12 protein-coding genes and 1 pseudogene are annotated in these 11,324 nt (G+C 73.2%); 4 read left to right on the top strand and 9 right to left on the bottom strand.

The window, feature by feature from the left end; genetic code table 11:
• Positions 1–96 precede the first annotated feature (96 nt).
• Positions 97–666, bottom strand: coding sequence for an acyclic terpene utilization AtuA family protein (locus AB0H64_RS44605; protein ID WP_357637944.1), 570 nt, complete (start codon positions 664–666; stop codon positions 97–99).
• A 172-nt stretch (positions 667–838) separates the two neighbouring features.
• On the opposite strand from AB0H64_RS44605, the gene AB0H64_RS44600 reads away from it, so the two are divergent.
• Positions 839–1,825, top strand: a complete 987-nt coding sequence (locus AB0H64_RS44600) for a hypothetical protein (protein WP_357637941.1) — start codon at positions 839–841, stop codon at positions 1,823–1,825.
• A 137-nt stretch (positions 1,826–1,962) separates the two neighbouring features.
• Here AB0H64_RS44600 and AB0H64_RS44595 read toward each other — a convergent pair whose 3' ends face one another.
• The 7 genes from AB0H64_RS44595 to AB0H64_RS44565 all read right to left on the bottom strand — a co-directional run bounded on the left by AB0H64_RS44595 (position 1,963) and on the right by AB0H64_RS44565 (position 8,663).
• On the bottom strand, positions 1,963–2,274 hold the full coding sequence (locus AB0H64_RS44595) for a DUF6401 family natural product biosynthesis protein (protein WP_357637939.1): 312 nt from the start codon (positions 2,272–2,274) through the stop codon (positions 1,963–1,965).
• 71 nt (positions 2,275–2,345) lie between these two features.
• Positions 2,346–3,407 carry a M24 family metallopeptidase gene (locus tag AB0H64_RS44590; protein ID WP_357637936.1) on the bottom strand — a complete coding sequence of 354 codons (1,062 nt, stop codon included), beginning with the start codon at positions 3,405–3,407 and terminating at the stop codon, positions 2,346–2,348.
• Positions 3,404–4,309 carry an ABC transporter ATP-binding protein gene (locus AB0H64_RS44585; RefSeq protein WP_357637933.1) on the bottom strand — a complete coding sequence of 302 codons (906 nt, stop codon included), beginning with the start codon at positions 4,307–4,309 and terminating at the stop codon, positions 3,404–3,406. The genes AB0H64_RS44590 and AB0H64_RS44585 overlap by 4 nt, the downstream gene beginning before the upstream one ends.
• Positions 4,306–5,106, bottom strand: coding sequence for an ABC transporter ATP-binding protein (locus AB0H64_RS44580; protein ID WP_357637930.1), 801 nt, complete (start codon positions 5,104–5,106; stop codon positions 4,306–4,308). Before AB0H64_RS44580 ends, AB0H64_RS44585 begins: the two co-directional genes overlap by 4 nt.
• The gene (locus AB0H64_RS44575; protein ID WP_357637927.1) at positions 5,103–5,978 is read right to left on the bottom strand and encodes an ABC transporter permease; all 876 of its coding nucleotides are present in this window, start codon (positions 5,976–5,978) and stop codon (positions 5,103–5,105) included. Before AB0H64_RS44575 ends, AB0H64_RS44580 begins: the two co-directional genes overlap by 4 nt.
• On the bottom strand, positions 5,975–7,054 hold the full coding sequence (locus tag AB0H64_RS44570; RefSeq protein ID WP_357637946.1) for an ABC transporter permease: 1,080 nt from the start codon (positions 7,052–7,054) through the stop codon (positions 5,975–5,977). Before AB0H64_RS44570 ends, AB0H64_RS44575 begins: the two co-directional genes overlap by 4 nt.
• A 19-nt stretch (positions 7,055–7,073) precedes the next feature.
• Positions 7,074–8,663, bottom strand: coding sequence for an ABC transporter substrate-binding protein (locus AB0H64_RS44565; RefSeq protein WP_357637924.1), 1,590 nt, complete (start codon positions 8,661–8,663; stop codon positions 7,074–7,076).
• Between the two features lie 119 nt (positions 8,664–8,782).
• On the opposite strand from AB0H64_RS44565, the gene AB0H64_RS44560 reads away from it, so the two are divergent.
• Complete coding sequence (locus tag AB0H64_RS44560; protein WP_357637922.1) at positions 8,783–9,424, top strand: Lrp/AsnC family transcriptional regulator; 642 nt, start codon at positions 8,783–8,785, stop codon at positions 9,422–9,424.
• A 100-nt stretch (positions 9,425–9,524) separates the two neighbouring features.
• Here the strand turns inward: AB0H64_RS44560 and AB0H64_RS44555 are convergent, their stop codons facing one another.
• Positions 9,525–9,875, bottom strand: coding sequence for a hypothetical protein (locus AB0H64_RS44555; protein ID WP_357637918.1), 351 nt, complete (start codon positions 9,873–9,875; stop codon positions 9,525–9,527).
• 246 nt (positions 9,876–10,121) lie between these two features.
• Between AB0H64_RS44555 and AB0H64_RS44550 the strand changes: the two genes are divergently transcribed.
• Positions 10,122–10,889 (top strand): DUF4239 domain-containing protein, encoded by a 768-nt coding sequence (locus tag AB0H64_RS44550; RefSeq protein ID WP_357637916.1) that lies wholly within the window; start codon positions 10,122–10,124, stop codon positions 10,887–10,889.
• A pseudogene (locus tag AB0H64_RS44545) lies at positions 10,886–11,324 on the top strand (hypothetical protein); the annotation flags it as partial. The gene AB0H64_RS44550 and the pseudogene AB0H64_RS44545, both read left to right, overlap by 4 nt.

The raw sequence follows: 11,324 nt of genomic DNA, 5'->3' as shown, positions 1-11,324 counted from the left end.
GAGGCCTCCGCGCGGTGAAGATTCGACACCTACACCACACCGGAGGCCTCTCCTTTGATCAACCCCCACTGTTAACAACGCTCGTGGTCAATACAGCTAGCGGGCGTGGGCGGGTTCGCCGGCGCAGGGGGCGATGCGGACCCGGCACGGCGCCTCCTGGCTGAGCCGTACCGAGTCCAGCAGGACCGTCACCACGGGCGTCGGATAGCGGCCCGAGTGGAAGCGGGCGGCCAGGCAGGCCAGCACCGCGTCCGCCTTCACCTCGCCGTCCAGCGCCGCGCCGCCGTCCCGGCGGATCTCCATCACGCACGGCGCCCGCTGCGCGGCCAGGGCGAGGCCCGCGACCGTGGCGCCGGCCAGCGCCCCCACGTCCTCGGCCGTCCAGCCGTAGTGCCACATGCCCGCCGCCACCACGACCGCGGCCGGGTCGCCGGGCTCGGTGAGCACCACGTCCACGCCCTCGCACAGCGCCCGTGCGATGGCCTCCGGCCCGCGGGCCACCCGGTTGCCGGTACGCAGCCCGGGCAGGCGCGGGACGACGCCGCCCGCCTCGAAGATCAGCTTGACGCCGGTGCGGAGCCGGCCCGGCCGGCCGTCGCGCCACCCGCAGATGACCATGTCCGCCGAGCCGTGCACGCCCGAGACGCCGATCCGCAGCATGACCATGTCATTACCCTGAGCGACAGTCGATTACACTCAGTGAGGCAGCCGTGGATCTTCCTTGACCTGCGGATTCGATGTCCGATATGGCGGTGGGCACCCGCATCGTCGCGGAGAGTGTGTGAAATGTCGTGTCTTGGGTAGCGCGATTGCGTTGGATCCTCGAAGGAGGAAACCCGTGGACATCAACATCGGCCAAGGCCTGACGGACGTCTTCCGGCAGATCGCCACGTTCGTACCGAGGCTGGTCGCCTTCATCGTCATACTCGTCATCGGCTGGCTGATCGCCAAGGTTCTGGCGAAGGTCGCCGACAAGATCCTGGAGCGGGTGGGCTTCGACCGTGCGGTGCAGCGCAGCGGCATGGGGCGAGTGATGGAGCGCAGCCGCTATGACGCCAGCGGTCTGGTCGCCAAGCTCATCTACTACGCGATCCTGCTGGTCACGCTGCAGATCGCCTTCAGCGTGTTCGGGCCGAACCCGATCTCTGCGCTGCTGACCGGTGTGGTGGCCTGGTTGCCCAAGGCGATCGTGGCGATCATCATCGTGGTGGTGGCCGGTGCCATCGCCGCCGCCGTCCGCGACCTCCTGGCCAGCATGCTGGGCGGGCTCTCGTACGGCCGATGGCTGGCGACGGCCGCCTCCGTGTTCATCTGGGCGCTGGGCATCATCGCCGCCCTGAACCAGATCGGCGTCGCCACCACGGTCACCACGCCGGTGCTGATCACCGTGCTCGCGACCGTGGGCGCCGTCGTCGCGATCGGCGTCGGTGGTGGCATGGTGCGGCCGATGCAGCAGCGGTGGGATCGCTGGCTCGACCGCATGGAGAGCCAGGCGCCGCAGGCTCGGGCGCAGGCCGAGGCGTACCAGCGGGGACGCCAGGACGCCCAGCAGATGGCTCCCGAGGCAGAGCCCGCCAGGACGCCGGAGACCGCCGGCGCGCCGGCGCGCTCGGAGCAGGCGGGCGAGATGGGCACGCGTCCTTCCGCCCAGCCCATGCCGCCCGGCCAGCCCATGGAGCCGGGCCGGCCGATGGAGCCCGGCCAGACCGGCCAGACCGGCCAGACCGGGATGGGCGCCGAGCCGGGACGGCCGGGTGAGGACCGTCCGTGGACGGAGGGCGGCCCGAGGGGCGGCATGGGGCCCGACCCCGGCCGCGACGCCTGATCGCGGATTGCGGAGGCCCGGACGCGTGCAGCGGTCACGCGTCCGGGCCCCCGCCTGCCGCCCCGGCCACGGCGGGATTGCGCCGGAGGAGGCGCGGGCACAGGGCGGGTGGGCAGGCGGGGGCGTCGCCGGGGAGGTCAGGCGGGGGACTCGTCGGCCAGCAGGTCCAGCTCGCGGGCGAGCCAGCAGATGGCGGTCAGCCGCAGGGCGACCGCGTCCAGCTCCTCGCGGAAGGTCCAGCCGCGGTGCCGCAGCTCGTCGGCGAAGCCCAGGAGGTAGTCGCCGAGCGTCTCCCGGTCGAGCGCGATCGTGTCGCGGAGCGCCGCCGCGTGCTGGTCCACCGCGGCCACCAGGCCGGGCTCGCCCGTCATCCGTTGCAGCTGGGCGTGCCCCAGGGTGTCCATCAGCCACCGCAGCGGGGAAGTTGCCCATCCCTTCTCAAACAACACGCAAACAACCTTAAGGAGGATTTATCCGGCATAGTTGCATAAAAAGGTACAGGGTGGGTTAGCCGGCCGCCTCAGCGGTCCAGCACCCACAGGCTCACCGGGACCACGCCCGGATGCAGCGGCGACGCCCCGCCGGGCCCGCACGCCACCACGTCCGCCACCCGCGCACCGAACAGCTCCGGCACGTAGATCGCCGGCTCCACGCACAGCGTCATCCCGGCCCCCAGCGGCGTGTCGTCGCCCGCACGCAGCCACGGCCCCTCCTGGTGGCCCCGGCCGATCCCCCTCCCGGCGTGCGGGGCGGCGAACCGGCCGTAGCCGCTGCCGTCGATCACCTCGCGCACCGCGGCCGCCACCTCCGATGCCGGGACGCCGGGCCGTACCGACCGCTGGGCCGCGGCGTGCGCGGCGAGCACCACCGAGTACATCGCCTCGAAGTCCTCCGGCGGCTCGGCGACGGCGAAGACCCGCGCCACCTCGGCGCAGTGCCCCTCCCACCGCCCGCACAGCGACACCAGCAGCGCGTCGCCCGGGTTGATCACCCGCTCGCCGGGCCGGTGCGCCGGCCGGGCGGTGTGCTCGCCCGCCGCGACGCGCACCGACAGGATCTCCTCGCACCCGGACTCCAGCAGCAGCGCCGCCAGCCGGCGCGCCATCGCCCGCTCGGTCGCCCCGAACCAGGCCAGCTCCCGCACCCCGGCCAGCACCGCCCCGGCCGCCCGGGCAGCCCGCGCCACCGCCTCGACGTCGTCCGGCTCCTTGCGCAGCCGCAGCGGCGCGAGCACGGCCGTCGCCGGCACCAGCTCCGCCTCCAGCGAGAGCCCGAACAGCTCACGGACCCGCATCTCCGGGTCCACCCCGACCCGCCGCGCCCCGGCGGGGACGATCAGGCCGGGGTCGTCCGTCTCCTCGCACGCCGCGGGCGTGACCACGAGGAAGCCCTGGCCCGTACCCCCCAGGAACCGGAAGTCCGGCGACGGGCGCAGCACCAGCGCGTCCACGCCCGCCTCCGCCATGGCGGCGCGCACGGCCCCCAGCCGCCCGCCGCCGACCCCGGTCCCGTCCCCGGTCGGGCTCCCGGTCCCGTCCCCGGTCCCGTCCTCGGTCGGGCCCCCGGTCCGGCCGCCGGTCACGCGGGCTCGTGCAGCCAGCAGGCCACCGGCCCCGGCTCCGGCTCCTTCTCCCGGCACACGTCCATCGCGAACGGGCAGCGCGGGTGGAACCGGCAGCCCGACGGCGGCGCCGCCGGGTCCGGCACGTCGCCGGGCAGCTCCTCCGGCAGCACCCCCATCCCGTCCGGTCGGGGGATCGCCCGCAGCAGGGCCTGCGTGTACGGGTGGCGGGGGTTGTCCCACACCTCGGCCGTGTCGCCGACCTCGACGATCCGGCCCAGGTACATGACGGCGATGCGGTCGGCGATCAGCCGCACCACCGACAGGTCGTGGCTGATGAACAGCAGCCCCGCGCCCGAGTCCACCGCCAGGTCCCGCATCAGGGTGGCGACCTGCGCCTGGGCGGAGGCGTCCAGGGCGGAGATCGGCTCGTCGCCGATCAGCATCCGCGGCCGGGCCGCCAGCGCCCGCGCGATCGCGATGCGCTGCCGCTGGCCGCCCGAGAACTCGTGCGGATGCCGCCCGGCGAACTCCCGCGGCAGCCCCACCCGTTCCAGCAGGTCGGCCGGGTCGGTGCCGTCGTCGCGGGCCGTGCGCAGGCCGTCGGCGATCTGGTCGCCGACGCGCCGCCGCGGGTTCAGCGACGCGTACGGGTCCTGGAACACCATCTGGACGCCCGTCAGCGTGCGGCGGCGCAGCCCGAGCGGAGTGACCGGCTGCCCCTCGAACGTGATGGACCCCTCGGTGACCGGGTTCAGCCCGCAGACCGCGCGGGCCAGCGTCGACTTGCCGCATCCCGACTCCCCGACCAGCCCGACGACCTCGCCGGGCCGCACGGTCAGGCTCGCCCCCGCCACGGCCCGGACCACCGGCCGGCCGGGGGAGCGGTGCTCGACCACCAGGTCCGTGATCTCCAGCGTCATGCGGTCTCCCCAGGGAGCGAGTCCAGCAGCGATCGGGTGTAGGCGTGCGACGGCTCCCGCAGGACCCGGCCGCGCGGCCCGGTCTCGACGACGAGCCCGTCCTTCATCACGCTGACCTCGTCGGCGATCGCCGACATGACCCCCAGGTCGTGGGTGACCAGCAGCACCGCCAGCCCCAGCTCGTCGCACAGGCCGCGCAGCAGCCGCAGCACGCCGGCCTGCACGGTCACGTCGAGCGCGGTCGTCGGCTCGTCGGCGATGAGCACCCGGGGCGAGCAGGCCAGCGCGATGGCGATCGCGATGCGCTGCCGCATGCCGCCCGAGAACTGGTGCGGGAAGCGCCCGTACGCCTCCTCGGCGCCCGGGATGCGGACCTTGCCGAGCAGCTCCACCGCCCTGGCCCGCGCCTCCTTCCTGCCGAGCTTGAGGTGGTGGCGCATGTGCTCGGTGAGCTGCCGGCCCACCGACAGCATCGGGTGCAGGCTCGTGGCCGGGTCCTGGAAGACCATCGCCACCTCGCCGCCGCGCACCTTGTTCAGCTCGCGGGGCGGCAGCTTCAGCAGGTCACGGTCGCCGAGCGCGATGCGCCCGGTGGCCCGCGCGCCGTGCGGCAGCAGCCCCAGCACGGCCAGGCCGGTCATGGTCTTGCCGGACCCGCTCTCCCCGGCCAGGCCGTGCACCCGGCCCTCCTGGAGCGACAGGTCCACGCCGCGCAGGATCTCCCTGCCGCCGATGGTGACCTTGAGGTCCGTGATGTCCAGCGTCGTCTTGCCCGGGGTCGTGAGGTCGGGGGTCACAGCGCACGCTCCTTGATCGCGCGGGCCGTACGCGGGTCGAGGGCGTCGCGCAGGGTGTCGCCGAGGAAGTTGAACGCGAGCACCACCGTCAGGATCGCCAGGCCCGGGAACGTCGCGACCCACCAGCTGTCGAACACCTCGACCCCGCCCGCCACCATGGCGCCCCACTCGGGCGACGGCGGCTTGGCGCCCAGACCGAGGAACGACAGGCCCGACAGCAGCAGCAACGCGGTGCCGATGTCCAGCGTCGCCAGCACCAGGACCGGGCCGGTGACGTTCGGCAGCACGTCCACGCGCAGCGAGCGCCAGGCGGAGAAGCCCAGCAGCCGCCCGCTCAGCACGAACTCCCGCTCCCGCACCCCGAGCACCAGGCCGCGGGTGACGCGGGCGTAGGCGGGCCAGGCGACGACCAGCACGGCCAGCACCGCGTTGACCAGGCTCGCGCCCAGCGCCGCGGCCACCACCATGGCCAGGATGACCGTCGGGAAGGCGAACACCAGGTCCGCCACCCGCATGATCGTCTCGTCGGCCCACCGGCCGAAGTAGCCGGCGCAGGCGCCGAGCAGGCCGCCGATCAGCACCGACAGCGTCACCAGGACGAGCGTCAGCGGGATCGACACCCGCGCGCCGTACATGACGCGGCTGAGGATGTCGCGGCCGAGCTGGTCGGTGCCGAACCAGTGCCCGGGGCCGGGCGCGGCCAGGCGCGGCAGCTCCTGCGCGAGCGGGTCGTGCGGGGCCAGGACCGGCGCCGCGAGCGCGACCACCAGCCAGAGCACCGCGACCAGGGCGCCCACGACGGCCAGCGGCTGCCGCCACGCCTCGGGCAGCCGCCCGAGCAGGCCCCTGCGGGCCAGGGGATCGCGTTTCACTGGAGCCTCACACGCGGGTCGATGACGCCGTACAGCACGTCCACGATCAGGTTGATGACGAGGTAGACCACGCCCACGACCAGGCCGACGCCCATGACGGCGGGCAGGTCGAGGGTGGTGGCACTCTTGTAGGCGTACTGTCCGACGCCCGGCCAGGCGAAGATCGCCTCGACCAGCACGGTGCCGGACAGCAGGCTGCCGAACGCCAGGCCCGCCACCGTGATGATCGGCACCAGCGCCGAGCGCAGCACGTAGCGGAACAGGATCACCCGGCCGGGCAGCCCCTTGGCGCGGGCCGCCCGCACGTAGTCCTGCCCGAGCACCTCCAGCACCGCCGAGCGGGTGAACCGGGTCAGCAGGCCGATCGTGTACAGCGCCAGCACGAGCGCCGGGGTGATCAGGTGGCCGACGGCCGAGGTGAACACGTCCCACCGGCCGGCGATCAGCGCGTCCACCGTCTGGAGCCCGGTGACCCCGGGCGCCTCGCCGATCGCCGGGTCCACCCGGCCGCTGCCCGGCGTGATCTGCAGCCGGTAGAAGAACACGTAGAACGCCACCAGCGCCAGCCAGAACGTCGGCACCGAGATGCCGACCAGGCTCAGCACCCGCAGGACGTGGTCCGGCAGCCGGTCGCGGCGCAGCGCGGCGACCACGCCGAACGCCACGCCGAGCACCAGCGAGACGGCGATCGCCGCCCCCGCCAGCTCCAGCGTCGCCGGGACGAACTGCGCCAGGTCCTCGGCGACCGGCCGGTGGCTCTGCTGGCTGACGCCGAAGTCGCCCTGGACCAGACCCCCGAGGTGCAGCGCGTACTGCTCCCACAGCGGCTTGTCCAGGCCGTGCTCGGCGCGCCACTGCGCCACGATGGCCGGGTCGCCGAGCGCCCGCTGGCCGAGGTTGGCGGCCACCGGGTCGCCCGGCACCAGGTTCGTCAGCACGAACGTCACCAGCGTGATGCCCAGGGCCAGCAGCACGGCGGTCAGGACCCGCCGGACCAGGAAGCGGGCGAGCGGATGCCCGCCCCGCCCCCGCCGGACCGGGGGCGCGGCGTCCGCGGTCTCCTTGGCGGACGTCATGGCTGACACGTCACGAGCCTCACTTACCGGTCAGGTCGGCGACGTCCACGGTCCACACCGGGTGGTACTCCAGGCCCGCGACGGACGCGGCCGTCACGATGTTCTGGCTCGGCTGGATCAGCGGGACGAACGGGCCCGTGGCGTTGAGCTGCGTCTGCATCTCGGCGTACGCCTGCTTGCGCGCGTCCTCGCCGACCGCCGCCGCGGCCTTGTCACCGGCCGCCGAGACCGTCTTGTCGGCCCCGGCCTTCCACCCGGCCCGCAGGCCGACCGTCTTGCCGGGCAGGAACACCAGGTAGTCGCTCGGGTCGGGGTAGTCCGGGCCCCAGTACCACAGGCCCATCTCCTCCTTGCCGTTGCGGTAGTTGTCCAGGGCCGTGGTGACCGGCGCCGGCTGGAGGTCCACGGTGATGCCGACCTCCTTGAGGTTGGCCTGGATCCGCTCGGCCAGCGGCTGGAACGACAGGCCGTTCACGGTCAGCTCGCTCGGGTACTCCAGCTTGACCGTCGGGTTGGTCACTCCGCTGGCCGCCAGCGCCGCCTTGGCGCCCTCGACGTCCCGCTTGGCCGCCTGATCGGCGCCGAGCGCGCCGAGCAACTGCGACGGGATGACGCCCGGCGCCTGCGTGGCGCCCTCGCCGGCCAGCTCCAGCAGGCCGGCGTAGTCGACGCCCTTGCGCACCGCCTCGACGAACTTGGGGTTCGGCGTGGTCCCGCTGACCCCGGAGTCCTGGTTGACGAGCAGGAAGATGACGTTGGCCGAGGCGGTCTTCTTCAACTGGAGGTTCGCCGGCATGCCGGTCACCTGGTCGCCCGACAGGTTGAGCGCCACCTGGCTGTCGCCGCGCTGCACGTTGAGCTTCTGCGTGGCGGCCTCGACGTTGCGGATGACGACCTTGTCGTAGAACGGCTTGGGGCCGTGGTACTTGCCGTTCGCCTTGAGCACCACCTGGCTGCTCACGTTGAACGACTCGATCTCGTACGGGCCCGAGCCCGCGGAGGAGCCGTTCAGGTACTGCTCCGCCTTGTCCTGGGCGTCCGCGGTGGCGCCGTGCGCCTTGGCGAGCTTGCTGTTGAGGATGCCGAGCGCCGGGTTCGGCAGGATGTACGGCAGCGCCGGGTTGGCCTGCTTCGAGGTGAGCGTGACCGTGGAGTCGTCGGTCTTGGCCACCTCGACGCCGTCGAGCAGGAACGAGGGGGTGCCCTTCATGTCGCGCACCCGGGTCAGCGAGAACACCACGTCGTCGGCCGTGACGGGCGAGCCGTCGGCGAACGTGGCGCCCTTCTTCAGCGTGAGCGTGAGGACCTTGCCGTCCGCGGACAGCTTGTAGGAGTCGGCCAGCGCCGGGACCGGCTTGGTCACGTCGGAGCCGTCGAAGGTGAGCAGCGTCTCGTACGCGGCCTTGCCGACGATCAGGCCGGTGGGCTCGTAGGTGCGCCCGGGGTCGGCGGTCTTGAGGTCGAACGACGTGTCGATGACCAGGGTCCTGCCGCCGCCGGCCTGCGCGGTGGGGCCGCCGCCGCTCTTACCGGAGCCGCCGCTGCCGCAGGCGGCGAGAGCGAGTGCACCGGCGAGCAGTACGGCCGCCGTCTGCGAGCGGGTCGCCATAGGGTCCTCCAGTTGGACGATCAGTTGGACGATCAGTCGAAAGGTGTCCAGGATTGTCTGGCAGAACGTCCAGGAGCCGTGTGGTCGCCAAGACGTATATAAATAGGCAAGGGGTAGCAATGAGTGATATTTCCAGGAATGGCAGCGGCGCTGGCGGCCCGTCTGGACGGATCGGCATCGGTCTCGAACTGGACTCCGTCCACATGAAGATCCTCGAGGTCCTGCGCGAGAACGGCAGGATCTCGGTGTCGGCGCTGGCCGAGCGGGTCGGCATCTCCCGCGCCAACGCCTACACGCGCTTCGAGGCGCTGCGCGCGGACGGCGCCATCAAGCGCTTCACCGCCGAGATCGACCACGTCCGCACCGGCCTGGGCATCACCGCCCTCATCTTCGTCACCGTGCGGCAGCAGATGTGGAAGCAGTTCCGGGCCGAGCTGGCCCGCATGCCCGAGGTCGAGTACTGCGCGATCACCACCGGGCAGCACGACGCGATGATCCAGGTGCGGGTGGCCGACGTGGCCGAGGTCCACACCATGGTGACGGACCGGCTGGCCAACATCCCGGCCGTCAAGGCGACCGAGACGGTGTTCATCCTGGACGAGGTGCTCAGGCGGCCGTACGTGCTGCCGAGCGACCGTGACGCGCGCACCGCGCGGCCCGCCCGCCGGGCCCCTCAGGAGGCTTCAGGGGACGTGCCGCTCGGCAAGATGCGCTTCGTCGGCGCGACGGAGGGCCGGGCGGCCCTCCGCAAGGACACCTGACCGGCCCTCCCCGGACCTCTCGGAAGGTGGGCTTCCCGGGAGACGGGCTTCCCGGGAGACGGGCTTCTCAGGAGGCGGGCTCGTCAGGGAGACGGGCTTCTCAGGAGGCGGACGGCACCTCGGTGCACACGCTCACGTGCCGCGTGTCGTCCCCCTCGAACTGGAACTCCTCCACCAGGCGCAGCCGCCCGTCCTCCTCGCGCTCCACGCGGCTGACACTCTGCCCGGAGGCCCTGCCGCCGGCCTTGAGGGCGTGCACGTACGTGATGGTCACGACGTCGCCCTCGCGGCTGCCGACGAAGCGCCCCAGCGTGACGGTGTCGCCGTCGTAGTCGCCCCACACCACCCCGTCGGACTCCCAGTAGCGGAAGGCGGTGGGCTGCTCGGGGTCCACCGCGCTGGCGGTCGAGCTCACCATGACGAACGAGCGGTCGTTAAGAAGGTTCTCCACCCGCCGCATGATCCTGGTCTTCTTCTGACAAAGAGAACGCGGCTGGACGAATGGCACAGTCAGAACGGCGTCGCGGTCGATCCGTCCAGCCGCCCGCCCCGGACGGGCGCGGCGGGCGTCGATCCGGCCGCCGGACGGCCCGCCGCCTCCCGCGCCCTGCTTTCCGGTTATCACGACTTCACCTTTGAATGCGGACTGTGATAGTCAAGTGACATTCCGTATCCGGCAGGGCGACAGGAGATCGTTATGGTGGCGTACGCGCTCGCGATCGCGGCGGCGGTGGGCGTGGTGGCGCTCACCGCGCTCGCGTACAGGATGACCGGCCGCGGCGAGGACGACCGGCAGCCCGACGGGCCGTCGGCCGGCCACGCGGGCTCGATGCTGTCGGCGCTGTTCCTGCTGGTGTTCGCGATCGCCATCATCGTGCCCTGGACCACGGCCGACGCCGCCCGGCAGAACACCCAGGCCGAGAGCCAGGCCGCCGTCGACGCCTACTGGGCCGCCTCCGGCCTGCCCGGCACCGCGCCCGGCCTCGTCCGCGCCGCGCTGCGCGACTACGTCACCTTCGTGGTCGGCGACGAGTGGCCCGCCATGGAGCAGGGGCGCATGCACCCGGTCGGCACCGAGCGGCTCGACGCGCTGCGCGCCCGGGTCGCCGCCATCGTCACGGACGACGACGACGCCAAGGACGCCAGGACCACCGTGCTCGACCACGTGGCCGACCTGGCGGCCGCCCGCTCCCAGCGCGCCGCCGACGCCGCCTCCACGCCGCCGCCCGGGCTGCTCTTCCTGACGATCCTCACGGGGATCGTGGTCATCGTCTTCCCGTTCCTGGCGGGGGCCAGGCCGCGCGGCGTCGCCCTCGCCCCGCTCGTGGCGATGGCGGCGCTGCTGGGCTTCGGGACGTACTTGACGTGGGACATCGCACACGTGTTCGGGGGGCCGCTGGCGGTGGGGCCGGACGCGCTCAAGGCGGCGCTGCAGGAGTTCGCGCGCATCGGCGGAGGCGTGTGACCGTGGGCGCCCGGCGCACGCCGCTCCTTCTGGCCGGCGTCCTGCTGGCCCTGTACGTGGGCGCCCCGGCCACGGCCGCCCCCGAGACGGCCGGCGCGACCCTCGCCGCGGCCCCCGAGCCCGGCACCGGCGTGCCGTCCGCGGACCATCGACCCGCCGGCACGGTGGCCGCCACGTCCGGCACGACGACCGACACCGCCGGCACGACGGTCGGTGGCGACCACCTGATCGGCGAGCCGGGGGACGCCCTGTCGCCGCTGTCCGCGTCGCTGCTGTCCGCGCGCGCCCGGGAGGCGGCCCGCGGCACCGAAGGCACCGGGGGCGCAGGGGGCGCAGGGGGCGGGGGCACCGAAGGCACCGGGGGCAGGGGCCCGAGCGCGGCGCGGTCGTCGGCGGGCACCCGAGGGGCTGGCGACCACGTGGCCGGAGCCCGCC

It is taken from the genome of Nonomuraea sp. NPDC050733, from assembly GCF_040654215.1.
GTDB lineage: Bacteria > Actinomycetota > Actinomycetes > Streptosporangiales > Streptosporangiaceae > Nonomuraea.
The sequence above is the reverse complement of the archived record's forward strand: the minus strand, read 5'-3'. Positions and strand labels throughout refer to the sequence as shown.

Bases quoted from the DNA above. Each gene is read 5' to 3' on its own strand.
- AB0H64_RS44560 (WP_357637922.1), top strand. From the start codon at position 8,783: ATGAGTGATATTTCCAGGAATGGCAGCGGCGCTGGCGGCCCGTCTGGA.
- AB0H64_RS44565 (WP_357637924.1), bottom strand. From the start codon at position 8,663: ATGGCGACCCGCTCGCAGACGGCGGCCGTACTGCTCGCCGGTGCACTC.
- AB0H64_RS44605 (WP_357637944.1), bottom strand. From the start codon at position 666: ATGGTCATGCTGCGGATCGGCGTCTCGGGCGTGCACGGCTCGGCGGAC.
- AB0H64_RS44570 (WP_357637946.1), bottom strand. From the start codon at position 7,054: ATGACGTCCGCCAAGGAGACCGCGGACGCCGCGCCCCCGGTCCGGCGG.
- AB0H64_RS44585 (WP_357637933.1), bottom strand. From the start codon at position 4,309: ATGACGCTGGAGATCACGGACCTGGTGGTCGAGCACCGCTCCCCCGGC.
- AB0H64_RS44550 (WP_357637916.1), top strand. From the start codon at position 10,122: ATGGTGGCGTACGCGCTCGCGATCGCGGCGGCGGTGGGCGTGGTGGCG.